Here is a 24692-nt window from a genome sequence, read left to right on the forward strand (position 1 = left end):
TCCACGTCGGCGGCGAGCCTGGAGATGACCGCGGCGTCCATGTCGGCGGCGAGCCTGGTGACGACCACGGCGTCCACGTCGGCGGCGAGCCTGGTGACGACCACGGCGTCCACGTCGGCGGCGAGCCTGATGACGACAATGGCAACCATGCTGGTGGTGAACCCGGCGACGACAATAGCCGGATCTGACGCGGCTTGATGAGCTCATACAAAACCTTTGGGGCCGGTTTTGTATGAGACACGGCAAAAAATATGCGCTTGCATTCATGGGATTTTTTCCCACGTGACTATACTAGGGTTAACTGTCCAGGAATGCGCTGAATGCAATCATCTACCTTGCCTGCCTCCCTCCTTAAAGCCCTGCGGCATGTCATGCGGCCGCTGGTACGCCTGATGCTGCGCAAGGGCGTCACCTATCTGGTATTCGCCGACCTGCTCAAGGAGGTTTTCGTCGATGTGGCGGACCGTGAGTTCCGTCTGAATGACAAAGCACCGACCGACAGCCGCATCAGCCTGCTCACTGGCGTGCATCGCAAGGATGTAAGGCGCTTGCGCAACACCAGCGACCCTGCTGCTTCCACGCTTCCGGAAAACATCACCTTCGGAGCGCAACTGATCAACGCCTGGACCAACGCACCCTTTTGCAACAACGCCGGCCAGCCACTGCCACTGCCTCGATTGGCCAGTGCCGGCGGCGAGTGCTCCTTTGACGCCTTGGTGGCGAAGGTCAGTACGGATATCAGGGCACGCGTGGTGTTGGACGAGTGGCTGCGCCTGGGCATCGTCCGCCTTGACGAACAAGAGCGCGTGCATCTCGAAGTCCAGGCCTTCGTGCCGCAAAAGGGCTTCGATGAGAAAACTGCTTACCTGGGGCACAACCTGCACGATCATGCCTGCGCTGCGGTACACAATCTGTGCAGCGATGGACCGGCCTTTTTTGAACGCAGTGTTCACTATGACGCGCTCGCCCCGATGAGCGTCGATGCGTTGCGCGAGGCCGTAGCCAGCGAGGGGATGCAGGCTCTATTGAGTTTCAACCGACTCGCCGGCGAACTGGAATTTCGGGACTTGCCCAGTCTTGAACCACGCCAGCGCATCACGGTCGGCTTGTACTTCTATACTGAAGCTTCCGATTCCAATTCGCCGACGGCCCCCAAGCCATGACCGTCAATTCGAGCCTGATTCGTGCAATCGCCCTCGCTCTGGGCCTCGCGCTTCCCATTGTGCTGCAAGCCGCCCCGGCCTGTGTCAGCCAGAATGACGCGGGCATAAGTGACGTGCCGGTCATCCAGGCTCCGGGTGGCACCGGCGGCACGGGCGCGGCACCTGGTGGCATGGGTGGCACCGGTATCAGCACCGACAACGGCGGAATCGGCGGTACCGGCGCACCGCTCAAAAAACGTAGCGGCGGTAGTGGCGGTATCGGCGGCACTGGTGCCGTTGCAGGCGGAGTGGGTGGTACAGGCATCAGCAATGACAACGGCGGGATCGGTGGCACCGGCATTGTCGGCACTATCACCGAGTTCGCCTCGATATGCGTCAATGGCGTGGAAGTGCACTTCAGCAATAACGTTCCGGTCAGCGAGAACGGCATTGCTAGCACCAGTACCCAGCTGGCGGTAGGCCAGGTGGTTGCTGTGGAGGCGTTCAAATCCAAGCGGGGTCTGGAGGCCGGGCGTATTTCTATCCTGCATGTTTACGAAGGCCCTTTGACAGCCCTGCCTAGAGACGCCATGCCCATGCGTGTCATGGGGCAACCGGTACGCCTGGCCATCGGTGCTCAGGTCGCTACCGGTTTGCACCTGGGTGATCCCGTACGGGTCAGCGGGCTGCGCGATGCTCGTGGTGAAGTGTTGGCCAGCCGCATCGACCGGGCGCCCGGCCTCAAGGAGGCCAGTGCCATCGGTCCGGTGGATCGCAGCGGCTATCTCCAGGGGCTCAAGCTCAGCAATCACCCAGGGCCGGCCCAGGAAATGCTGGTGCGCGGTCAGTGGTCCGGCCGCGAGTTGGACGTGACCCAAAGCCGCCTCGACCCGAGCCTGCCCTTCATTGGCCGGGTACACAATGCGGTGATCGAGGGCCTGGTACAGAGCCGGCACGACCGCCATTTGGTGGTGGGCGGCTTTAATGTGACGTTGGCGCACGACACCGTGTTTGTCGGTGTGCAGCCATCGGAGCTGGCACTGGATCGACGTCTGCGGGTCAGTGGCGTGTTCAGCGGCGCACGGGACGTGCAGGCAACGCGTATCGAGTTGCCCCGCGAGCGTTCCGATGCGCCAGCCAGCAACCAGCATGGACGACTCCGAACCAGCGAGCAAAACACGGACGACTCAAGTGGCTCGAGCAACTCGAGCGGCTCGAATAGCTCCGGCAACTCCGGCAACTCCGGCAACTCCGGCAACTCTGGCAGTTCGGGGAACTCGGGCAGTGACAGGAGCGGCCGCTCCGAGAGCGACGGCAGTGTCATCGACGATACTCGCCAAGGGGGCAGTGACAGTCATAGCGGTGGCGGCAAGCAGGAACGCGTGGACAAGTCCGGCAAGTCAGAACGTGTCGAGAGGGTTGAGCAACCCGACAAAGTCGAGAAAGTGGAGAGGGCAGAGAAAGTCGAACGTCTGGAGAAAGTCGAGAAAGTTGAACGACCAGAAAAAGTCGAGAAAGTAGAAAAAGTCGAGAAGGTAGAGAAAGTTGAAAAGGGCGAGAGGGTCGAGCAGGTTGAAAAAGTCGATCACTCTGGCAGGTCGGGTTAAACAGTGCAGTCATCATGCACTATCGTCATAAGTAACTAGGCTGGATAAGTCACGCAACAAAGCATGCGTGTGAACTTCGCTGACGGAACACACGAGGTGATCATGGGCCCCAAGCGCATCCTGCTCGTCTGTTTGTTTGCCAGCCTGGCCTTGCCAGCCCCGGCCGATACCTTCACGACCTCGATCGGCACCGACTACTCTCGGGGCGACTATGGCACCGGTACGACTTCCGAAACCTGGTACGTTCCGCTGGTAGGCAAATACGAAACCGGTCCCATGACCTACAAGCTCACAGTGCCCTGGCTGCGCATTACCAATCCTTCGGTCGGTCCCGACGGCGAGCCGTTGCCCGGTGGTTGCGGCAAAGTGGAAAGCGGTTTGGGCGATACTGTCGCCGGTGCCGACTATGCCGTGCTTGACGGCAGCGTTGACGGGTTGTTCGTGGACCTGATTGGCAAGGTCAAGTTGCCCACCGCCGACGAAGACAAGTGCCTGGGCACCGGAAAAACCGACTATTCCGCCCAGGTCGATGTCGCCAAAGCCTTGGGCTCTGTGACCGGGTTCGCTACCCTGGGCTGGAAAAAGTTCGGCGACCCGTCAGGCTCCGATTTCAACAACCCGATATTCGCCGGTCTGGGCTTCGCCATACCCGTGTTCGCGCGCACCACGGCGGGCGCGTCCTACGACTGGCGGCAGAAGGTCGTTTCTACAGGCGACCAGATCAAGGAGCTCACTCTCTTTCTCACGCACAAGCTCAACCAGAACTGGAAGTTTCAGTTGTATGCCGTCAAGGGGTTTTCCGACGCCAGTCCGGATGGCGAGGCTGGACTGTTGTTCAGTCACACCTACTGAAACGTATTGGGTACGGTGGTGGCCCCTACATTGGGGTTTTTTACATAAAATCGGTCGGAGTGACGGGGGCGAGAGCCGATTGAGAGACTGCTTTTGTACTGAGTAGAATGCCTTTTCCAGGGTGAAAACTTGATTGAATTGAGCTCAAGACCCGATGCTCATCATCCCTCGACATATCTTCTATAGCGTGGCAAAGATCAACATCAGGTTTATGTCCAACATAAACTCGGTTGTCGACGCCAGACTCCCTGCCTGCAAGATAATCACAATTATTACTGGCGTTGGAGTTGATGCCAAAACCGCTAGCAAAGGGTCATCCGGAGGCACGCCCTCTGCGATGCCTAAAGCACGGATCGTCACCAGGGCGGCCAATGCTCCCGCGGCAAGCGCCGTCATAATCACTACTGTCGCTGCCAATGTAACCATAAACAGTGCCACCGCTGCTTCGACCACGTTGAATACCTCCAATACCGGCTCTGCTATCACGGTGTATTGCAAGTAGGGCTAAAGCAAGGCGTGGGCCAACAGCCAGCACGTTTGGGAGGAAGGATGAAAAACCTCCAGACTACCTGGGCGGGCCACGTAGCCATGACTTTGTGCTGATCGCGATTACGGCTGGCCGCCCTCGAAACGTCGAAACGAAACAGCTGCAATTGCGTTTGGTTGCCGTTGGTGTCGACGATCAAAACCAAAACTGAGATTGAGGGTTTTTTAATATAAATAGTATGATTGTTTTAGTTGGGCTGATTCCAAATGAGAGTCGCTATCTATTGTGTGTGTTGCGGGCTGGATAACGATTGGTGGATCCAATGACGACAACTAATGGATCCAATAATAAATACTGAAGTTTATCTAATGAAGCAACCCGGTTGTCATGGGCGTTAGCGGCGGAGTTGGCTCGTTAGTGTCGCTTCAGGCGTTCTCGCTCTATCCGCCGTTTGTCGGGCGCGTGCTCAAAAAATGAACATTTTCGCTACTTTGGCCTCTGATCCTTCAGCATGTCATCGATGACCTGTCCCAGTAGTCGCAGAAAAGAAGATGGAATTGAACTTCATGCGCATTTAATGCAAGTGATTTTTTACCTGAGACCCGGGAGGCAACAAACAAACCGATCATTGATTTGCCAGGCAAATCAATCGGGTTAATAGTGCCAAGTCTATGATTTGGCTTATCTTGTATAAGTAGGGTTGGACAGGTTTTTTGATAGATAAACAACCTGTTAGTAGTCGGCCTGTACTGTCAAATAAGGTGGAGAATATACCGTGGCAATAAATATAATTATGAGCCTGCTCGAAAATAAAGAAGTAATGGAATTTGTGCGCTTGGGCGTTATTTACGCGCATTTGGTGGCGTGCTGTGTAGCCATTGGTTTGGTGTTGACCAGTGATGTCGCGATGGTTAGAGACCTGTTAAAGCGAAAAGTGTTAACTGAGCATGATAATGCTCATATGGAAAGTCTTCAAAAATCAGTCGTCGTTGCACTGATAGCTCTGTGGATAACGGGTATCGCAGTCATAGGTATTGACTACATGGAGAAAGGTGTCGATTACTTTATGAATCCCAAGCTCCAGGCCAAAGTGATTATTGTCGCGCTACTGAGTTACAACGGCGTTCTGTTGCATCGCCTGGTACTGCCAGCACTACAGAAGGCAGGCTCCTTGCTCGATCTCGGATTCAGCGCGCGGATGCTGGCGTTGGCCTGCGGTTCGCTGTCGGCAGTGTCCTGGATGTATGCCGCCATGTTGGGTGTAGGGCGCCCTCTGGCCTGGAAATACTCCCTTTCAGAACTGTTGATGGCCTATCCGGTACTGATTGTGCTCGGTTTCCTGGCGATGCTGGCGTTGACTCAGCGAGCGAAGCAACAGAGCAACTCTGGTGCGCCTCAGCGGACACTCGCAAGCGCCTAAGTCAGTTCTGCGTGTAAACCTGCGGGCTCGTCCAGAGTCCGCCAGGAGGCGACCTATTTGTGCCGGTGACAACACATGCCTGCACAGGGAGGTCGCCTTTGTTTTTAAGGCGTAATTTTCGGGAGGCGCCTCACAGAAGCACCTCCAATCGAGGAGGCGGTGGTGGCGTACATGATGCGTGCCGCGGAGAATCCCCGAGTCCAGGGTTCGGAGTGCGGCGTACTGTTTCAAATCCGCCTAAGCTTGATTCGAGCTTCGAATTGGGTTGAACACACAGATGCACAGGGGATTGCCCCCCCATGGAGTAATGAAACCAGGCGGCAGAATTTTTTTTGAAATCAAGGGGTTGCCAGTCTCAAGAAATGAGTACATAATTCACGCCATCGAAAGCACTGACAGCCTAAAAAGCTCAATGTTTTCAAGGAGATAGAGGGCGAGCAAGATCTCGTTTCTCACTTCAAGTTTGTACACATCTGGTGTTGACGCTACAAGACACCCGATGTTTGAGGCCGAGTAGCAAAATGGTTATGCAGCGGATTGCAAATCCGCCTACGCCGGTTCGATTCCGACCTCGGCCTCCACTATTAAAAGCCCTGCAGGTTTACGCTTGCAGGGCTTTTCTCGTTTTCGGCCGGAGGATCTCTCATGAGCACGATGACTCTTCCCGGTATCGACAACCTGCATGGGCGGAATGCCAAACGCCATCAGGTATGGCGTAAGAAAGCCAGCCGCAGTCAGTCATCGAGGGCCGAGCGTTGTTGGGGCAGCGTTCACATCGCGCCGGAATACATTAGCGCAAGCCAGCTTTACCGAAAACAGCCCGTGAGGTTGCAGAGGCTCGAAGCTACCCGGCAGGTGTGCCCATGAGTCGAGCAGATCAACACGCATTGGCGTGTTCCTCTCGCTCTTGGCAACAGGTTTCGCCGGCACCTCTACCTTAAATTTGGCTCCGGCGAACTCTTCCATACTCACCTTTGAACTAGTCCCTCGATTCTGAGGGGGCGAGGAGTTCAAAAAACTATTTCATAGATGCGACTGAGCATGGGTGCACATCCAGCTTGGCAAGATAACGCTTGAAAAGTACGAACTCGATCGTCTGGCGATATGGTTTAGTTTTTCTTCTTGATTAGTTTATTGATGTAGTACTTGAGGCTTAAACGATCTTTTGGTCTAGGTTTGTAGTGGGTTTTGTTCCTTTGTGTGGGATCGATCGCCATGGTTCCGGCGGTGTAGTAATAGAGCGCGATAGACCTGCGTGTGATGTGCTCTGGCGTCGTTAATGGTTCGGGGTGTCCATGATTGCTGTCTTTGTCGGTGTTGAAAATGACACAGCGGTTGTAAATGGGCAGGACTTTTTTAAGGCAAGTCTTCATGTCGACATCCCAAAGCTCCAGGTTGCCGCCGTATTCCTCTTGCCAGTCTTCATTCAAATAAATTATGACGTTCAGTCTGCGCTCAATCTTAAGCTTTTTGTTGAGCCTGAAGTCTGAGTGCACCCCCAGGAAGCCACCATTTTTCGTCTCATGCAACCCGCCGCCGGTAAAGTAGGGGTCGGGTATCAAACCTTCGATGCCTGTAAGCTTCTCGAGAAATTGCAACATGGGGGCTGAGTTAAAGGCGTTGAAGATACTCTTCAAAAAGGGAGTGCATTCGTTGGGGCTGATTTGACGTTTGCGTTGACCTTTGTAGCCGCGTTCGTAGAGCATTTCGTTGTTGGTTGGCTCGACTGGGAAGTGCGAGCAGATACTCGAAATCAGGTCTTCGTGCAGGAAGTTATCGATGACTATGTGTGGAAAAGGCGTAGCTTGAACATAGCGACTGGCCAATGAGTGACCATAGGCACTGGCGGCGTTCTGGTCGAAATCAAGCTCCGGGGAGAGAGTGATAGGTAAGGCTTGAGTGATGGGTGTCATTATCGCTCCAATAACTTAACTTAAAAACCGAAAGGTGACTTCAAACAGACCAGGGTGCACTACTTGCTGCATGTCTTTGAAGCTTAATTTTTGCTGTCACTTTTGTTCAGGCGCTTAAGGATGTTGTTGTACATTTTGGTTCGTCTATGGGTGGTTTCATAGCCGCCAGCCGCTGCGACAGTCCCGGCCTGGATGTGATCTAAATAACTGAAAATTTTACGTGGTGATAACATTTCAACAGAATAGCCAAGCTCGGTCATGCGGTCTTGGAGGGTGTAGCCTGGAACACGGTCATCCATCGAAAAATGCAGGCTGTGTTGCTTGATGAGTTTGCAGTTCCACAAAGTGCAGAAACTTTTCAAGTAGACTTCTTTGTACGGTTTTGGTTCTCTGGAACGTAATCCCATGGAGATTTTCAGACGTCTGAAATGGTGTTTGAAGAGTCGTGAGCTAAAGCGCCAAATAGTTCTGGTAGTGCCGCGATTTAATTGCTCTACACAACCGACCGCTACGATTTTTGGGTTGTTCAGGCATTTATTTAGCATCATCGGAAAAACATTTTTATCGAAAATAAATGTATCAGTGTGCATTAGGAATAAATAATCGGTTTCAACTCGCTCCAAAACCATGTCAAGTGCTTTGCCGTGCGCGATATGGCCCGGTTCTGGCTCAGAAACAGAGCGCTCGATTAAATTGATCCAGTCAAGCGTTCGTAAATACTCGGTGCTTTCATCGGCAGAATAGTTATCGACTACCCATATCGGGGTGCTCTTGGTGTCCAAATGCTGGTGTAACAGGTCCAGGCATATCTTGGTGATTTCTGGTGTCTTGTAATTTACAATGACTATGCTGAAATTTTTAGGGGGTTCAGCTGAAATACCAGTGTTATTCATCTTTCAGGTGCTCGAGATTTTATATATAAGTGTAAAGAATTATTGGGGCTATGTGCGGCTTTCGCTTGATTGTTTTCGCGAAGTATTGCGTGACTATAGCCCAAAGATTTCTAAGTCGATTTGTCTTGCACAGAACAACCATAGTTTGCTCGGGTCTAGTGGAGAGCAGTAGATGTGGGCTTCATCGTATAAGGATCTGCTCTATAGGTAAACATCCGTGAATTAATTCGTTACATCAGGGGGCTGGTTAGGCAAGCTTCATGGGGGGTGAGCTTGGCATACAGGTGCTTTGGTTCGTCATGCGGTGTGTCAACACCTACAGAGCTTTCCCAGGCACCGCGCACATGTGCCGATTGAGCGAGTGTGGATGCATGCGATTCATTTTTAGTGTACGACCACATCAGTATGGAGCTTTGCTTGTAGACGCAAGCAGGATCGGCTCTTGGCCGGTTTCTGTCCTTCACGAGTGACGGCTCATAGCCATTACCGCTGTCTGGTGCAGATGCAGTTCGCCATAGCGAAAAGGTGGGTTAAGAGGGCTTGGCGGCACAGAATTGGTGCGATCTTTTGCCTTTAAGGGTCTTAGGAATAGTTGTTCCAATCCATCGTCAATATTAATAACCAAAGCATTTTGGCATGCTCAACATGCATCAGATTGAAGATCTCCTCTCGGGCTTTGCGCCGTTGCAGTGTCATTTCCTGGTCGTCGTACCTGTGATTGGATAAAAAAGAAGTGGCAGGTTTCAAGTTTAGTCGGGGAGCCGAGGAATTCGCTGGCGTTTGAAATTTCGTATGGCTCATGAGCGCACTTTGGCGAAGCTGTTTTTATGTACAGTGGTTGAGGTGTGTTCGTCTGTAGACCTTGAGCCGACCAACCGTGGGCTTTGCTTTCCAAAATGCTTTCGCGACTCAAAGAGTGGCCCTTGGCAGTAGCGGGTTTGAGTCCCTTGCAAATCAGTAGCTTGCGGAATGCACGTCGTGCTAAGCTACTGATCTGCTTAGCTTTGTTAGTGGATTGCAAATCCGCCTACGCCGGTTCGATTCCGACGTCGGCCGCCACTAATAAAAAGCTCCGTAGATCTATGATTTACGGGGCTTTTTTATTTGCAGTAGCCTGCAAGATTTAGTCTTGAAAAGGGTATTTGCGAACTTGCTTCAGCGGGTGGGTATGTATATATTTCCACCTCTGCTGCACGAGCGTCAGATCTGCCAGATCGTTATTTGACAGAACCTGGACGGCTCACCGCGCTACCGCCCGAATGGCGAAACTGGTAGACGCATGGGACTTAAAATCCCCCGCTCGTAAGGGCGTGCCGGTTCGATTCCGGCTTCGGGCACCATATAAATCAAGGGTTTGCGGGCGAAAGCTGAGCAAGCCCTTGTTCGTTTCTGGTCCGCAATTATTGATTTGGTCCGCAATTCACTTAGTTGGCGAGACCTTTTTGCCCTTTCGGTTGCGGATGTACTGCTCGGTCATTACGACGGTCGTATGCCCAAGTTGATCCCTGGCCTGCAAAATGTCGCCGCTTGATTCTGCCTTATCAATACCTGACTTGGCGCAAAGCCGCACCGGCGGATCGTCGAAAAATGACATCAGGTTTTTAGGTTCCCTGACGTTGTCCTTCTGTGTAGCTGGTTTTTTCGTTGGGACGATCTCGACCAGGTACTTCTCGGCCAAGTAACGGAAGGTAGGCGATACGGAATACCTCCTGGAGCAATTGGGATGGTGGCGTATGGATGGAAGGGGAATCCCCAGCTATGCCTCGCCCAGGCTGTGTGAAAACGCAGGGATTGTTTTGAAGTCGTGTTGCTACGTGAAGTTTGCAAACGTTTGGGTAGTCAGCAGACCTGTATTTGCGTAGGAGCGCGATGTTCGTTCCGTTACTGACCGTCAAACCTGTTCTGAATTGTTTGCACATAGCCTCGACCCATGGCTGTCCATCATTTGTGTATACAAAATTGGTGGCAATTCAATCCAAGGGTTAAAAATGGATTTCAGCGGTCTTGAGGCCCAGGTCTCGAAGCTCGGCGATCAAGTCATCCAGATGCCCGAAAGACTCGACCTCCTCGTTGTCATCAACCAAGAAATAACTTCTCCCGGCGTCCTTCTTGAAGAACACAATCCACTCCTTGGGGTTGGTCGGGTTTGCGATCACATGGGTGTCAAAGGTCACGCCTTCGGCATGTTTGTTTTTCACAGCTTTACGATTCATGTCAGTCACCACGCTACGCGCGCTCTCAAAATTCTCTATTTGCAGTGCATGCCCGCTCAGCTCCATCTGAGCTTTCACTATCAACATCTCCAGCCGCACGAAGCAGTGGATCAAGGGCATTCCAATTATCACTGTATGTTAATATTATGCACATGCATCCACTTAGGAGCTAGCCATGATTGCGATAGGTGAGGCATGGAAGGCGGGGTTGTTGGGGCGAGTACACTGGCTTCGCAATATCGTGTCTGGCGTGATCGTCGGGGTCGTGGCGCTCCCCCTGGCAATGGCGTTTGCCATTGCGTCTGGCGTCAAACCCGAGCAAGGCATCTACACCGCAATCATCGGTGGTCTGCTGGTTTCACTCTTTGGGGGAAGCCGCTTGCAGATTGCCGGGCCGACAGGTGCGTTCATCGTGATTCTGGCGGGAGTCACGGCCAAGCATGGAGTTGACGGCCTGCAAATCGCCACGATGATGGCGGGGGCCATATTGTTATTGCTGGGAATTGCCCGGCTCGGTGCAATCATCAAGTTTATCCCCGACCCGGTGATTGTCGGATTCACCGCGGGCATCGGCGTGATCATCTGGGTCGGGCAGTGGCAAGACTTTTTCGGTTTACCGAAGTTCAGTGGAGAGCACTTCCATGAAAAGCTCTGGCATCTGCTCCAGGCGCTCCCGCATCTTCATATAGCCACAACCCTGCTGGCGGTACTTAGCCTTTTCCTGGTCATAACCGCTTCCAAAATTCCCGGACTCAAACGGGTACCTGGCCCGCTAATCGCAATGGCAGTAGCTACAGCGATACAGTCAACCTTTCATTTCGAGGGAGTAGCCACAATTGGCAGTGCATTTGGGGGCATACCTCAAGGCCTTCCAGCGTTGAGCCTGCCTGAAGTCACGCTGTCTCGCGTCATCGATTTGATTGGTCCGGCATTCACTATCGCCATGCTTGGAGCAATCGAATCGCTGCTGTCCGCCATGGTGGCCGATGGCATGGCGGGCACCAAGCACGATTCCAATCAGGAACTGATCGGTCAGGGAGTGGCTAACCTGGTCACGCCATTGTTTGGCGGCTTCGCAGCTACCGGAGCCATTGCCCGTACTGCAACCAATATCCGTAATGGCGGCACGAGCCCGCTGGCCGGCGTTACGCACGCGGTCACCTTGGTGCTTATTATTCTGTGCCTGGCACCTCTAGCCTCAAACATCCCACTGTGCGCCCTGGCCGCCATTCTGTTCGTGGTCGCGTACAACATGAGCGAGTTGAAGCACTTCAAGCGCATGGTTCAGCGAGCCCCACGTGCAGACGTATCTATCCTGCTCATCACCTTCAGCCTCACAGTGTTCAGTGACTTGGTGATCGCCGTGAATATCGGCGTCATTCTTGCGATGCTGCAATTTATGCGCCGCATGGCCTCATCTGTAGAGGTGCAACAGGTAGTCGAGCACGAGCTTGAAGAAGAGCTGAGGGCCAATGGGCATACTCGCCTGCCGCCAGGCACATTGATTTATACGATTGAAGGGCCATTGTTCTTTGGCGCGGCTGAGACCTTCGAGCGCGTCTTGGCTCAGACCCATACCGACCCACGCCTGCTGATTATTCGCTTGAAGCGCGTACCGTTTATGGATATCACTGGCCTGCAGGTGCTGGAGGAGGTCATTCAGCAACTGCACAAGCGGAATATCGTCGTGAAACTCTGCGAAGCGAACACGAAGGTACTCAACAAGCTCGATAGGGTAGGTATCTTGCAAGAAATCGGCACGGAGCATTACCACGCCGACTTCAACACCGCGCTGGCTAACGCTGTCAGTCTCGCAGAGGGTACGTCGACCCTCTAGAGGCTAACTGCCTGTGTTGGGTTATGACTTGGTGCTGGTGGCATGCTTACTCTTGGTCGAATAGCTGGCACCGTGGGTGTCCAGATAGTCACGAATCAGTTGACGGACAACCTGCGAAGGCGTCAGGTCTTGTGCTGCACAGAGTTCCTCGAAAGCTTTTTTCTTGACGGGATCAATGAGCACAGTGAGGCGCGCAGTCTTGCTTTCCATGGGGTATACAATCGCTCAAGTCGCTAGATGTTAATCAAATTGTAATTGCCTTGTCCGGTGCTGTCACTGTGCTGCTCGCTACCTGGACTTTACTCATAAGAAAAGATTTGGCTCTCACGGTGGGCGATGAGTCGGATCCATTAGTATCTCGGCGCCAGGTGATTGATCCGATCCGCGTCGATGAAGCCAATCGACTGCAGCATGACAAACTGACACGAAAGATCATCAAGCAGGTGCGGTGGCTGCTCCTGCGTAATCTGCAGAGCGCTGAAAGCGCGGGAGCATCCAGTTCGCCAAACGGCTACAGGCTTATTGGCGAGGCATCGCCAGTCGGGTTCGGCGGCCGATGCATACGGGGTAGTTGGAAGGAACAAACAACCGAAAAAAGGCCATCAAGCGGATGGCGTACGGTTACCGGGATAGCAAATTCTTTTTCGTGAAGATCAAGAGCGTCTTTCCCGGTAATCCGTGATGAGCCTTTTTTATGGCGGAGCGAAGATTACTCTTCGAGGCTGCCCATGGCCGTGGTGTTGAAGCCACCGTCCACGTACATGATTTCACCGCTGATGCCGGACGCCAGGTCCGAGCACAGGAAGGCGCCGGCGTTGCCGACTTCTTCGATGGTGACGTTGCGGCGCAGCGGAGTTTGCGCTTCGTTGGCGGCCAGCATCTTGCGGAAGTTCTTGATGCCGGAAGCGGCGAGGGTGCGGATCGGGCCAGCCGATACGCAGTTGACGCGAGTACCGTCCGGGCCCAGGGAGCCGGCCAGGTAACGTACGCCAGCTTCCAGGGACGCCTTAGCCATGCCCATTACGTTGTAGTTCGGCATGGTGCGCTCTGCACCCAGGTACGACAGGGTCAGCAGGCTGCCATTGCGGCCTTTCATCATTTCGCGACCGGCCTTGGCCAGGGCCACGAAGCTGTAGGCGCTGATGTCGTGAGCGATGCGGAAACCTTCACGGGTGGTGGCTTCGGTGAAGTCGCCGTCCAGTTGGTCGCCCGGGGCGAAGCCTACGGAATGCACGATGCAGTCCAGGCCGTCCCACTTCTTGCTCAGTTCTTCGAAGACCTTGGCGATTTCTTCATCGCTGGCCACGTCGCACGGGAAGCACAGCTCAGGGCTCGAACCCCAGCCTTGTGCGAACTCTTCGACACGACCCTTGAGTTTGTCGTTCTGATAAGTGAAGGCAAGCTCAGCGCCCTCGCGATGCATGGCGGCAGCGATGCCGGATGCGATGGACAGCTTGCTGGCGACACCGACGATCAGTACGCGCTTACCGGCGAGAAAACCCATGTGTTGCTCCTCTTTCAGGTTATTGCGCAGTGGCTGGAGCCAAAAAAGCGGCTTCCAGCAACTGCTGTGTATAAGGATGTTGGGGGGCGGCAAAAATGCTTTGCGCGTCTCCCTGTTCGACCACTTGGCCATGCTTGACCACCATCAACTGGTGGCTCAGCGCTTTCACCACAGCCAGGTCATGGCTGATAAACAGATACGTCAGGTTGTACTTGGTTTGCAGCGAACGCAAAAGCTCCACTACTTGGCGCTGCACGGTGCGGTCGAGGGCCGAAGTCGGCTCGTCCAGCAAAATCAGCGCCGGTTTTAACACCAATGCCCGGGCAATGGCGATTCTCTGCCGTTGCCCACCGGAAAATTCGTGGGGGTAGCGGTGCCGGGTTTCCGGATCCAGACCTACCTCCCTGAGTGCTGCAATGATCGCTTGTTCCTGTTCCGCCGCGGTGCCCATCTTGTGGATCCGCAGGCCTTCGCCAACGATGTCATTCACGCACATCCGCGGGCTCAGGCTGCCGTACGGGTCCTGAAACACCACTTGCATCTCCCGCCGCAGTGGCCTGACTTGTTGCTGCGTCAGGCAGTCTAGCTGCTGGCCTTCAAAGCGAATGGCGCCTTTGCTGGCAATCAACCGCAAAATCGCCAGGCCCAGCGTCGATTTGCCGGAACCGCTTTCACCCACAATCCCCAATGTCTGACCCTGGGGCAGGCTGAAGTTGATGCCGTCGACCGCTTTGACGTAATCCACCGTGCGCTTGAGCAGGCCTTTCTTGATCGGAAACCAGACTTTCAAGTCTTCGACCGCCAGCAATGGCGGGCCGATCAGGTTGCTTGCAGGCTTGCCTTCGGGCTCCGCTGCCAGCAGTTCCCGAGTGTACGGATGCTGTGGCGCGCGGAACAACTCTTCGCACGATGCCTGTTCGACGATGCAACCTTGCTGCATGACACATACGCGGTGCGCAATTCTTCGCACAAGGTTCAAATCATGGCTGATCAGCAGCAGCGCCATGCCCAATCGGGTTTGCAATTCCTTGAGCAATTCGAGGATTTTCAGCTGAACGGTCACGTCCAGCGCGGTGGTGGGTTCGTCGGCGATCAGCAGTTCCGGCTCGTTGGCCAGGGCCATGGCGATCATCACCCGTTGGCGCTGGCCACCAGACAATTCGTGGGGCAGGGCCTTGAGTCGCTTGTGCGGTTCGGGGATGCCGACCATCTCCAGCAGTTCCAGCGTACGTTTGGTCGCGACCTTGCCGGTCAGGCCCTTGTGGATGCCCAGCACTTCATTGATTTGCTTCTCGATCGAGTGCAGCGGATTGAGCGAGGTCATCGGCTCCTGGAAGATCATCGCAATCCGGTTGCCGCGAATGTGGCGGATGGTTTTTTCTTTCAGGTCCAGCAGGTTTTGCCCGGAATACTCGATGGTGCCGGAGGGGTGTCGGGCGAGCGGGTAGGGCAGCAGGCGCAGGATCGAGTGCGCCGTTACCGATTTGCCGGAACCGCTCTCGCCGACCAGGGCCAGGGTTTCTCCGCGCCTGATGTCGAAGCTGATGCCTTCGACCGCCCGTTGGCAGCGATTGCCGACGACAAAATCGACGGACAGGTCGCGCACTTCGATCAGATTGTTCTGATTCATCTCACTTCCTCGGGTCGAAGGCATCGCGAGCGGACTCGCCGATAAATACCAGCAAACTCAACATCAAGGCCAGCACGGCAAAGGCGCTGATGCCAAGCCAGGGCGCTTGCAGGTTGGATTTACCCTGGGCCACCAGTTCACCCAGGGACGGGCTGCCCGCCGGCAAACCGAAGCCGAGGAAGTCCAGGGCGGTCAGGGTGCCGATGGCGCCGGTGAGGATAAATGGCATGAAGGTCATGGTCGAGACCATCGCGTTGGGCAGGATATGGCGGAACATGATCGCGCCGTTTTGCATGCCCAGGGCACGGGCGGCGCGCACGTATTCCAGGTTGCGCCCGCGCAGGAACTCGGCGCGTACCACGTCCACCAGGGCCATCCAGGAGAACAGCAGCATGATCCCCAGCAGCCACCAGAAGTTGGGCTGCACGAAACTGGCGAGGATGATCAGCAGGTACAGCACCGGTAATCCGGACCAGATCTCCAGAAACCGCTGCCCGGCCAAATCCACCCAGCCACCGTAGAAACCCTGCAAGGCCCCGGCGATCACGCCGATGATCGAGCTCAGCACGGTCAGGGTCAGGGCGAACAGCACCGAAATGCGGAAGCCGTAGATTACCCGGGCCAACACATCGCGGCCCTGATCGTCGGTGCCCAGCAGGTTGTCCGTCGAGGGCGGTGCCGGTGCCGGGACTTTCAGGTCGTAGTTGATGCTCTGGTAGCTGTAGGGAATCGGCGCCCACAGCACCCAGGCGTCCTTGGCCTTGAGCAGTTCGCGGATGTACGGACTCTTGTAATTGGCTTCCAGCGGAAATTCGCCGCCGAAGGTGGTTTCCGGGTAGCGCTTGAGCGCCGGGAAGTACCAGGTGTTGTCGTAATGCACCGCCAGCGGCTTGTCGTTGGCGATCAACTCGGCGCCGAGGCTGGCGCCGAACAGGATCAGGAACAGCCACAGCGACCACCAGCCACGCTTGTTGGACTTGAACAGTTCGAAGCGTCGACGATTGAGAGGGGACAGGTTCATCTCAATGCTCCCGGCTTTCGAAGTCGATGCGCGGATCGACAAAGGTGTAGGTCAGGTCGCCGATCAGTTTCACCACCAGCCCCAGCAAGGTGAAGATGAACAGCGTGCCGAACACCACCGGGTAATCGCGGTTGATTGCGGCCTCGAAACTCATCAGGCCGAGGCCGTCGAGGGAGAAAATCACCTCCACCAGCAACGAGCCGGTGAAGAAGATGCCGATAAGGGCTGAGGGGAAACCCGCGATCACCAGCAACATGGCGTTGCGGAACACATGGCCGTACAGCACGCGGTGGTTGGTCAGGCCTTTGGCCTTGGCGGTGATCACGTACTGTTTGTTGATTTCGTCGAGGAAGCTGTTTTTGGTCAGCAGGGTCATGGTCGCGAAGTTGCCGATCACCAGTGCAGTCACCGGCAGCGCCAGGTGCCAGAAGTAATCGAGGATCTTGCCAGTCATGCTCAGTTCATCGAAGTTGTTCGAAGTCAGCCCGCGCAAGGGGAACCAGTCGAGGTAACTGCCGCCGGCGAACACTACGATCAACAGGATGGCGAACAGGAACGCCGGGATCGCGTAGCCGACGATGATCGCCGAACTGGTCCAGACGTCGAAGTGGCTGCCGTGCCGCTTGGCCTTGGCGATCCCCAGCGGGATCGACACCAGGTACATGATCAGCGTGCTCCACAGTCCGAGGGAGATCGAGACGGGCATCTTTTCCTTGATCAGGTCGATGACCTTGGCGTCACGGAAGAAGCTGTCGCCGAAATCCAGGGACGCATAGTTCTTCACCATGATCCACAAGCGTTCCGGCGCCGACTTGTCGAAGCCATACATGTGCTCGATTTCCTTGATCAACGCCGGGTCCAGGCCCTGGGCGCCGCGATAGGCCGAGCCTGCCACCGAGACTTCGGCGCCGCCGCCAGCGATGCGGCTGGTGGCGCCTTCGAAGCCTTCGAGCTTGGCGATCATCTGTTCCACCGGCCCGCCCGGGGCGGCCTGGATGATCACGAAGTTAATCAGCAAAATGCCGAACAAGGTCGGAATGATCAGCAGCAGTCGCCGAAAAATATACGCCAGCATCTGATTACTCCGTGCCCGCAGGACCAGCCTGCAGAGTGGTTTCGACTTCTATCGCCGGCTTGATGTCGGGCTTGACCCACCAGGTGGCGGTGCCGATGTCGTATTTAGGCGAGACCTTTGGATGGCCGATGTGGTTCCAGTACGCCACGCGCCAGGTTTTGATGTGCCAGTTGGGTATTACGTAATAGCCCCATTGCAGAACGCGGTCCAGCGCGCGGGCGTGGGCTACCAGGCTTTTGCGCGAATCGGCGTTGATCAGTTGCTCGACCAGTTGATCGACCACCGGATCCTTCAGGCCCATGGAATTACGGCTGCCGGATTTGTCGGCAGCGGCCGACATCCAGAATTCCCGTTGTTCGTTACCCGGTGAGTTGGACTGCGGGAAGCTGCCGACGATCATATCGAAGTCCCGGGAACGCACGCGGTTGATGTATTGCGAGACGTCGACCCGGCGGATCACCAGATCGATGCCCAGGTCACTCAGGTTGCGCTTGAATGGCAGCAGCACTCGTTCGAATTCGGTCTGGGCCAACAGAAACTCGATGACGACAGGTTTGCCGGTGGCATCGACCATTTTGTCATCGACGATACGCCAGCCGGCCTCCTGCAGCAGTTGATAGGCTTCCCGTTGCTGGGCGCGGATCATGCCGCTGCCGTCAGTGGTCGGGTTCTGGAACGCTTCGCTGAACACCTGCGGCGGCAGCTTGCTGCGTAACGGCTCAAGGATTGCCACCTGATCGGCATCGGGCAGGCCGGTGGCGGCCATTTCCGAGTTCTCGAAGTAACTGCGGGTACGCACGTAGGCGCCGTTGAACAGTTGCTTGTTGGTCCACTCGAAGTCCAGCAGCAGCGACAACGCCTGGCGCACGCGCACATCGTGGAACACCGGGCGACGCAAATTGAACACGAACCCTTGCATGCCAGTCGGATTGCCGTTGGGAATCTGTTCCTTGACCAGCCGGCCTTCGGTAACCGCCGGAACATTGTAGGCGTTGGCCCAGTTCTTCGCGGTCATTTCCAGCCAGTAGTCGAACTGCCCGGCCTTGAGCGCTTCCAGGGCCACGGTGTTGTCGCGGTAGTAATCGGTGGTCATCACATCGAAGTTATAGAAACCCCGATTGACCGGCAGGTCCTTGCCCCAGTAATCCTTGACCCGCTCGTAACGAACCGAGCGTCCGGCCTTCACTTCACTGACCTTGTACGGGCCACTGCCCAGCGGGATTTCCAGGTTGCCCTTGTTGAAATCGCGGTCGGCCCACCAATGCTTGGGCAGCACCGGCAACTGGCCGAGAATCAGCGGCAGCTCGCGATTGTTGGTGTGCTTGAACTTGAACAGTACGGTGAGCGGGTCTTCGGCAACCACTTCCGCCACATCGTTGTAGTAGCCACGGTACATCGGCGCGCCGTCCTTGGTCAGCATCTGGAAGCTGAACACCACGTCCTCGGCGCGTACCGGATGGCCGTCATGGAAGCGTGCTTCCGGACGCAGGTAGAAACGCACCCAGGCGTTGTCCGGGGCTTTTTCGATCAGCCGGGCGATCAGGCCGTATTCGGTGAACGGCTCATCGAGGCCTTGCTTGGCCAAGGTGTCGTAAATGTTGCCGATATCATCCGCCGGCACGCCTTTGCTGATGAACGGGTTAAGGCTGTCGAAGCCGCCGAAACCGGCCTGGCGGAAGATCCCGCCCTTGGGCGCATCCGGATTGACGTAGTCGAAGTGCTTGAAGTCGGCCGGGTATTTCGGCGGCTCGTTGTACAGGGTCACGGCATGTTGCGGGGCGGCACAGGCCAGCCCGGCAAACAGCAGACCGCTGGCCTGCAGGAGCAGGGCACGGATGGGGTTCATTGATCTTTCTCCGAAGATTTCAGCCACCACGCATTCAGGCCCAGGGTGTAGGGCGGTGTGGTGACGAAGGCGAGCCGGTTGCGGTACGCCAGACGGTGATAATTAAGGTACCAGTTGGGAATGATGTAGTGCTGCCATAGCAGCACTCGATCGAGGGCCTTGCCGGCGGCGACTTGCTCATCGCGGGTCCGGGCGGCGAGCAACTGTTCGAGCAAATGGTCGACCACCGGGTTGGCAATGCCGGCGTAGTTCTTGCTGCCCTTGACCGCAGCCTGGCTGGAGTGAAAGTACTGCCATTGTTCCAGGCCGGGGCTGAGCGTCTGGTTGAGGGTCATCAGAATCATGTCGAAATCGAACTGGTCGAGGCGCTGCTTGTATTGTGCGCGATCGACCGTGCGCAGCAGCGCATCAATGCCGATGCTGGCAAGGTTCTCGACATAAGGCTGGAGGATGCGCTCCAGGTTCGGGTTGACCAGCAGGAGTTCCAGTCGCAATGGCTGCCCGGCGGCGTTTTGCAGACGCTGGCCATTGAGTTTCCAGCCGGCTTCGGCGAGCAGGCCGAGGGCCTTGCGCAGGGTCTCACGGGGGATGCCGCGCCCATCAGTCTGCGGCAGACTGAACGGCTCGGTAAAGAGCCTGGCCGGTAGCTGCTCGCGATAGGACTTGAGCAAAAGCCATTCATGCCCGACCGGCAAACCGGTGGCCGAGAATTCACTGTTGGGGTAATAGCTCATGGCGCGTTGGTAGGCGCCGCCGAACAGCGTGCGGTTGGTCCACTCGAAGTCGAACATCAGCCCCAGCGCTTCACGGACCTTGGCGTCCGAAAACGTCGGGCGACGGCTGTTCATGAACAGGCCCTGACTCTGGGTCGGGATTTGATGCGCAATTTGCGCCTTGATCACGTCACCACGACGTATGGCCGGGAAGTTGTAGCCGGTGTCCCAGTTTTTCGCCTGATGCTCGATATAAATGTCGAACTCACCGGCCTTGAACGCCTCGAACGCCACGTCGCTGTCGCGGTAGAACTCCACTTCCATGCGATCGAAGTTGTACTTGCCGCGATTGACCGGCAGGTCCTTGCCCCAGTAGTCCTTTACCCGTTCGAAGACGATCTGCCGTCCAGGTGTGACCGACGTGATGCGATACGGTCCGCTGCCCAGTGGCGGCTCGAAGGTGGTGGCCTTGAAGTCGCGACCTTTCCAGTAGTGCTGCGCCAGCACCGGCATTTCGCCCAGGCGCAGGATCAGCAGCGGATTGCCGGCGCGCTTGAACACGAAACGGATGCGCTGCGGGTTGAGGATGTCGACCCGCAGCACTTCCTGGAGGCTGGTGCGGTACAGCGGATGGCCTTCCTTGAGCAGCAGGCGGTAGGAGAACGCGACGTCGTAAGCGGTGATCGGCGTGCCGTCATGGAAGCGTGCTTCGGGACGCAGGTTGAACACCACCCAGCTGCGGTCCTCGTTGTATTCCACCGACTGGGCGATCAGACCGTAGCTGGACGCTGGCTCATCACCGGACGGCGCGTACTGCCCGGTGCCGACCATCAGCGGTTCGTTGAGCTCGTTGATGCCGTACTGCAGGAAGTTCGGTGTGGTGACAGGGCTGGTGCCCTTGAAAGTGTAAGGGTTGAGCGTGTCGAAGGTGCCAAACGCCATGACCCGCAACGTACCGCCCTTGGGCGCTTGCGGGTTGACCCAGTCGAAGTGGGTAAATCGGGCCGGGTACTTGAGCGTGCCGAACTGCGCATAACCATGGCTTTCGCTGATCGTCGCGCTTGCGGTGGAGCTCAAGGCCAGGCTGATCAGGAGCAGGAGCAGGGGGCGCTTCAAATAGGGGATCCGATCCAGGCGGCTTGGGCTTTGTGGACGGTACAGTAACAGCTTGTATGGACAGGAAAAAGACGGGGGGTAAATGCGTGGTTAATAGTGGCGGATATGTTTTGTCGAGCTCGAAACCTGTGGCGAGGGAGCTTGCTCCCGTTGGGTCGCGCAGCGGCCCCAAAAGCTGATATCTGATGCTTTCTGATATCTCGCGTGTTTGGATTTTACGACCGCTTCGCAGCCGAGCGGGAGCAAGCTCCCTCGCCACAAAAAAAGCCCCTGAAATCAGGGGCTCTTTTTTAATGCGGATTGGCCACCGTCAACATCTGGCCGGGCTTCAGCGCCTGCCCGACACGCGGGTTCCAGCGCTTGAGGTGCTGCATTTCAACGTTAAAGCGCTTGGCCACGATGTACAGCGAGTCGCCTTGCTGGACCTTGTACTTGGTCTGCTGCTTCTTGGTGTTGGCTGCAATCACGGTGTTGACGCGCCCGGAGCTGCGTTTGCTGTTGTCCTGCATGACCAGGGTCTGGCCGGGCTTGAGGTTCTTGCCGGTCAGATTGTTCCAGCGTTGCAGGTCCTTCACGTCAACGTCGTTGGCCTTGGCGATGGAGCCGAGGTTGTCACCCCGTTTGACCCGGTAGGAGCGCTTGGCGCTGGCGACCTGGGTATCGTCGGCGCCTTCGAAGACCGGCTTGAGCGACTTCTTGCTGATCAACTCTTCAGGACGCATGGTCTGCAGGCTGCTGGTCAGCAGTTGCGCCTTGGAGGTCGGGACCAGCAGATGCTGCGGGCCGTCGATGGTGGTGCGCTGCTTGAAGGCCGGGTTGAGCTGGAACAGTTCGTCTTCGTCGATGTTGGCGACTTCAGCGACCTTGGACAGGTCCATGCGCTGGTTGATTTCGACGACCTGGAAGTAGGGCTCGTTGGCGATCGGGTTGAGGTTCACGCCGTAGGCTTCCGGCGCCATCACCACTTGCGACAGCGCCAGCAGCTTCGGCACGTAGGCCTGGGTTTCGGAGGGCAGCGGCAGGTTCCAGTAGTCGGTCGGCAGGCCGAGACGCTCGTTGCGTTCGATGGCCCGGCTGACGGTGCCTTCGCCGGCATTGTAGGCCGCCAGGGCCAGCAACCAGTCGCCGTTGAACATGTCGTGCAGGCGGGTCAGGTAATCCATCGCGGCAGTGGTCGACGCGGTGATATCGCGACGGCCATCATAGAATCGGGTTTGACGCAGGTTGAAGTAACGCCCGGTGGATGGGATGAATTGCCAAAGACCCACCGCGTCGGCCCGGGAATAGGCCATCGGGTTGTAGGCACTTTCAATCACTGGCAGCAGTGCCAGTTCCAGCGGCATGTTGCGTTCTTCAAGGCGTTCGACGATGTAGTGAATGTAGAGGCTGCCACGCTCGCCGGCGTTTTCGAGGAAGGAGGGATTGCTGGCGAACCATAGGCGCTGTTGCTCGATGCGCGGGTTCACGCCCAGCCCGTCCTGCAACTGGAAGCCCTGGCGCATGCGCTCCCAGACGTCCTGTGGAATTTGCGGGCTGGGTTTTTCGCTGAGCCAGATCGGCTTCTGCTTGGCGCGCGCGGCGATGTTCGGCGTGTGCGCCGCATCGGTCTGCGGCGCATGACTGGAACAGCCCGCCAGGGTGGCGGACACAGCCACCGCAATGGCTTGAGCCAAGCGGGTCAATGCGTCTGAACTGATGGCTTTGCGAATAGGTGACGACATTGGCTGGAAGTAAGTTCCGGGCAAAAATGTCGGGCGATTCTAGAAAGCACACCCTGCGCGGTCAACCTTTCAGAATTGTTGCAACCTTGAGCGATCCCTTTAGAACTTGTCTTTCCAGGCTCGAAGCGCAGCAAAAACCATATCGGGCGCCGAGTTATCGGTGCCGGTCCGTTCGTCCGCTTTTTCTTTAACGGATGTTTCGGCGGCGCGCAAGAACGGGTTTGTGAGCTTTTCCAGCGCCAGTGTCGACGGCAGCGTCATGATTGCGGATTCGCGTTGGCGGGTGACTTTGGCCAGACGCTCGGCGGTGTGCGGATTGTCCGGTTCGACGGCCGCCGCAAACTTCAGGTTGCCGAGGGTGTATTCGTGGGTGCAGTAGACCAGCGTGTCTTCCGGCAATGCAGCGAGGCGTGTCAGCGAGTTGTACATTTGCTGTGGCGTGCCTTCAAACAACCGTCCGCAGCCGGCGGCAAACAGTGTGTCACCGCAGAACAGCAACCCGTGGTGGTAATAAGCGATATGCCCCAGGGTGTGGCCAGGGACCGCAAGGATGTCGAAGTCCCAGCCGAGCACACTGATCTTGTCGTTGTCCTTGAGCGCAACGTCCCGCGCCGGGATCGTTTCGCTGGCCGGGCCATAGACCTTTGCGTCCGTCGCTTTTTTCAGCTGTTCGACGCCGCCGACATGGTCATGATGGTGATGAGTGATCAAAATATCACTCAGTACCCAGCCCGGATTGGCCGCAAGCCAGGCTTGTACGGGGGCGGCATCACCCGGGTCGACGACCGCGCAGCGCTTGCTGCCGTGGTCTTGTAACAACCAGATGTAGTTGTCGGTGAAGGCGGGCAGGGCAGTGATCTGTATCATCGTCGGATTCGCCAAACGGAAATCAATGGCGCATCTTAGAACTTCCTGGCGTGTTGGAGAATGCAATGACTGATAAAGCGTTCGCACAGGCTGATCCTGACTGGCTGGCGTTGATCAGCGCGGCCCGCGAGTGGCTCGCCGGTCCCCTCGGGCAATTTTTGCTGGACGAAGAGCGGCGCATGCTCGAAGACGAGCTCGGGCGGTTCTTTGGTGGCTATCTGGTGCATTACGGTCCGTCGGCGCAGACACCGCCGTCAGCGCCGCAGGTGCAGCGCAACGTACGCCTAGGCGCGCCATTGCCGGGGGTCGAGATCGTTTGTGAGGAACAGGCCTGGCCGTTGAGCGAGCATGCTGCCGATGTGGTGGTGCTGCAACATGGCCTGGATTTCTGCCTGTCGCCCCACGGCTTGCTCCGTGAAGCGGCCAGCAGCGTTCGCCCCGGCGGGCATCTGCTGATCATTGGCATCAATCCCTGGAGCAGTTGGGGCCTGCGGCATGTGTTTGCCCAGGATGCGCTGCGCAAGGCGCGCTGCATTTCGCCGTCGCGGGTCGCGGACTGGTTGAACCTGCTGGGCTTCGCGCTGGAGAAACGCCGCTTCGGGTGCTATCGTCCGCCGCTCGCGTCACCGGCGTGGCAGACCCGCCTGGCCGGTTGGGAGCGCAAGGCCGGTGACTGGCAGTTGTCGGGCGGCGGCTTCTATTTATTGGTGGCGCGCAAGATCGTGGTGGGTTTGCGGCCAGTCCGTCAGGAACGTCGCGAGCCGATGGGCAAGTTGATCCCTTTGCCGATGGCCAAGGTCAACCGTCGCAATATCGAACCGTAATACACACTTTT

Annotated in this window: 19 protein-coding genes, 2 tRNA genes and 4 pseudogenes; 11 read left to right on the forward strand and 14 right to left on the reverse strand. The window is 56.6% G+C overall.

What is annotated here, in order from left to right; genetic code table 11:
* The 4 genes and pseudogenes from PMI28_RS31160 to PMI28_RS11110 form a co-directional block, all read left to right on the forward strand.
* Positions 1–188 (forward strand): annotated as a pseudogene (locus PMI28_RS31160) (hypothetical protein); the annotation flags it as partial.
* Between the two features lie 132 nt (positions 189–320).
* The gene (locus PMI28_RS11120; RefSeq protein ID WP_007988418.1) at positions 321–1163 is read left to right on the forward strand and encodes a DUF6502 family protein; all 843 of its coding nucleotides are present in this window, start codon (positions 321–323) and stop codon (positions 1161–1163) included.
* Complete coding sequence (locus PMI28_RS30555) at positions 1160–2749, forward strand: DUF5666 domain-containing protein (RefSeq protein WP_007988420.1); 1590 nt, start codon at positions 1160–1162, stop codon at positions 2747–2749. The genes PMI28_RS11120 and PMI28_RS30555 overlap by 4 nt, the downstream gene beginning before the upstream one ends.
* Positions 2750–2851: 102 nt before the next feature.
* Positions 2852–3601 carry a hypothetical protein gene (locus PMI28_RS11110; protein WP_007988421.1) on the forward strand — a complete coding sequence of 250 codons (750 nt, stop codon included), beginning with the start codon at positions 2852–2854 and terminating at the stop codon, positions 3599–3601.
* A gap of 180 nt (positions 3602–3781) precedes the next feature.
* Here PMI28_RS11110 and PMI28_RS0128675 read toward each other — a convergent pair whose 3' ends face one another.
* Positions 3782–4069 carry a hypothetical protein gene (locus PMI28_RS0128675; protein WP_157395770.1) on the reverse strand — a complete coding sequence of 96 codons (288 nt, stop codon included), beginning with the start codon at positions 4067–4069 and terminating at the stop codon, positions 3782–3784.
* Between the two features lie 92 nt (positions 4070–4161).
* On the opposite strand from PMI28_RS0128675, the pseudogene PMI28_RS30370 reads away from it, so the two are divergent.
* The 3 genes and pseudogenes from PMI28_RS30370 to PMI28_RS11100 all read left to right on the forward strand — a co-directional run.
* Positions 4162–4248, forward strand: a pseudogene (locus PMI28_RS30370) (tautomerase family protein); the annotation flags it as partial.
* 615 nt (positions 4249–4863) lie between these two features.
* Positions 4864–5508 (forward strand): hypothetical protein, encoded by a 645-nt coding sequence (locus PMI28_RS11105; protein ID WP_007988424.1) that lies wholly within the window; start codon positions 4864–4866, stop codon positions 5506–5508.
* 507 nt (positions 5509–6015) lie between these two features.
* Positions 6016–6089, forward strand: a tRNA-Cys gene (locus PMI28_RS11100).
* A gap of 528 nt (positions 6090–6617) precedes the next feature.
* Here PMI28_RS11100 and PMI28_RS11095 read toward each other — a convergent pair.
* Both PMI28_RS11095 and PMI28_RS11090 read right to left on the reverse strand, forming a co-directional pair.
* On the reverse strand, positions 6618–7421 hold the full coding sequence (locus tag PMI28_RS11095) for a 2OG-Fe(II) oxygenase (RefSeq protein ID WP_007988428.1): 804 nt from the start codon (positions 7419–7421) through the stop codon (positions 6618–6620).
* Between the two features lie 83 nt (positions 7422–7504).
* Positions 7505–8314 (reverse strand): glycosyltransferase, encoded by an 810-nt coding sequence (locus PMI28_RS11090; protein WP_007988430.1) that lies wholly within the window; start codon positions 8312–8314, stop codon positions 7505–7507.
* Positions 8315–9567: 1253 nt separating this feature from the next.
* Here PMI28_RS11090 and PMI28_RS11085 point away from each other — a divergent pair.
* Positions 9568–9654 (forward strand) — tRNA-Leu (locus PMI28_RS11085).
* A gap of 80 nt (positions 9655–9734) precedes the next feature.
* On the opposite strand, the pseudogene PMI28_RS0128680 reads toward PMI28_RS11085, so the two are convergent.
* Together PMI28_RS0128680 and PMI28_RS0128685 are read right to left on the reverse strand one after the other, a co-directional pair.
* Positions 9735–9878 (reverse strand): annotated as a pseudogene (locus PMI28_RS0128680) (integrase); the annotation flags it as partial.
* A gap of 418 nt (positions 9879–10296) precedes the next feature.
* Positions 10297–10527, reverse strand: coding sequence for a hypothetical protein (locus PMI28_RS0128685; RefSeq protein WP_033063455.1), 231 nt, complete (start codon positions 10525–10527; stop codon positions 10297–10299).
* Between the two features lie 175 nt (positions 10528–10702).
* Between PMI28_RS0128685 and PMI28_RS11080 the strand changes: the two genes are divergently transcribed.
* A complete protein-coding gene (locus tag PMI28_RS11080; protein ID WP_007988434.1) occupies positions 10703–12364 on the forward strand; it encodes a SulP family inorganic anion transporter in 1662 nt (553 codons plus the stop codon).
* Positions 12365–12385: 21 nt separating this feature from the next.
* Here PMI28_RS11080 and PMI28_RS11075 read toward each other — a convergent pair whose 3' ends face one another.
* Positions 12386–12574 carry a ribbon-helix-helix protein, CopG family gene (locus PMI28_RS11075; RefSeq protein ID WP_007988436.1) on the reverse strand — a complete coding sequence of 63 codons (189 nt, stop codon included), beginning with the start codon at positions 12572–12574 and terminating at the stop codon, positions 12386–12388.
* Positions 12575–12881: 307 nt separating this feature from the next.
* Between PMI28_RS11075 and PMI28_RS31605 the strand changes: the two are divergent.
* Positions 12882–13046, forward strand: a pseudogene (locus PMI28_RS31605) (transposase); the annotation flags it as partial.
* A 27-nt stretch (positions 13047–13073) separates the two neighbouring features.
* Here PMI28_RS31605 and fabI read toward each other — a convergent pair.
* From fabI to gloB, 8 genes are all read right to left on the reverse strand, one after another.
* Entirely contained in the window at positions 13074–13868 is a 795-nt protein-coding gene (gene fabI / locus PMI28_RS11070; protein WP_007988438.1) for an enoyl-ACP reductase FabI, read from the reverse strand.
* Between the two features lie 19 nt (positions 13869–13887).
* Positions 13888–15498 (reverse strand): ABC transporter ATP-binding protein, encoded by a 1611-nt coding sequence (locus tag PMI28_RS11065; RefSeq protein ID WP_007988440.1) that lies wholly within the window; start codon positions 15496–15498, stop codon positions 13888–13890.
* 1 nt (position 15499) lies between these two features.
* Positions 15500–16519 carry an ABC transporter permease gene (locus PMI28_RS11060; RefSeq protein WP_007988441.1) on the reverse strand — a complete coding sequence of 340 codons (1020 nt, stop codon included), beginning with the start codon at positions 16517–16519 and terminating at the stop codon, positions 15500–15502.
* Position 16520: 1 nt separating this feature from the next.
* Positions 16521–17594, reverse strand: a complete 1074-nt coding sequence (locus PMI28_RS11055; protein ID WP_007988443.1) for a microcin C ABC transporter permease YejB — start codon at positions 17592–17594, stop codon at positions 16521–16523.
* A 4-nt stretch (positions 17595–17598) separates the two neighbouring features.
* Entirely contained in the window at positions 17599–19440 is a 1842-nt protein-coding gene (locus PMI28_RS11050) for an extracellular solute-binding protein (RefSeq protein ID WP_007988445.1), read from the reverse strand.
* Positions 19437–21257 (reverse strand): extracellular solute-binding protein, encoded by a 1821-nt coding sequence (locus tag PMI28_RS11045; protein ID WP_443200729.1) that lies wholly within the window; start codon positions 21255–21257, stop codon positions 19437–19439. Before PMI28_RS11045 ends, PMI28_RS11050 begins: the two co-directional genes overlap by 4 nt.
* A 302-nt stretch (positions 21258–21559) precedes the next feature.
* The gene (locus PMI28_RS11040; protein WP_007988449.1) at positions 21560–22990 is read right to left on the reverse strand and encodes a transglycosylase SLT domain-containing protein; all 1431 of its coding nucleotides are present in this window, start codon (positions 22988–22990) and stop codon (positions 21560–21562) included.
* A 99-nt stretch (positions 22991–23089) separates the two neighbouring features.
* Positions 23090–23857, reverse strand: coding sequence for a hydroxyacylglutathione hydrolase (gloB, locus tag PMI28_RS11035; protein ID WP_007988451.1), 768 nt, complete (start codon positions 23855–23857; stop codon positions 23090–23092).
* A gap of 65 nt (positions 23858–23922) precedes the next feature.
* On the opposite strand from gloB, the gene PMI28_RS11030 reads away from it, so the two are divergent.
* A complete protein-coding gene (locus tag PMI28_RS11030; RefSeq protein ID WP_007988453.1) occupies positions 23923–24681 on the forward strand; it encodes a class I SAM-dependent methyltransferase in 759 nt (252 codons plus the stop codon).
* Positions 24682–24692: the final 11 nt, after the last annotated feature.

Origin of the sequence: Pseudomonas sp. GM48 (assembly GCF_000282335.1) — a bacterium.
Lineage (GTDB): Bacteria > Pseudomonadota > Gammaproteobacteria > Pseudomonadales > Pseudomonadaceae > Aquipseudomonas.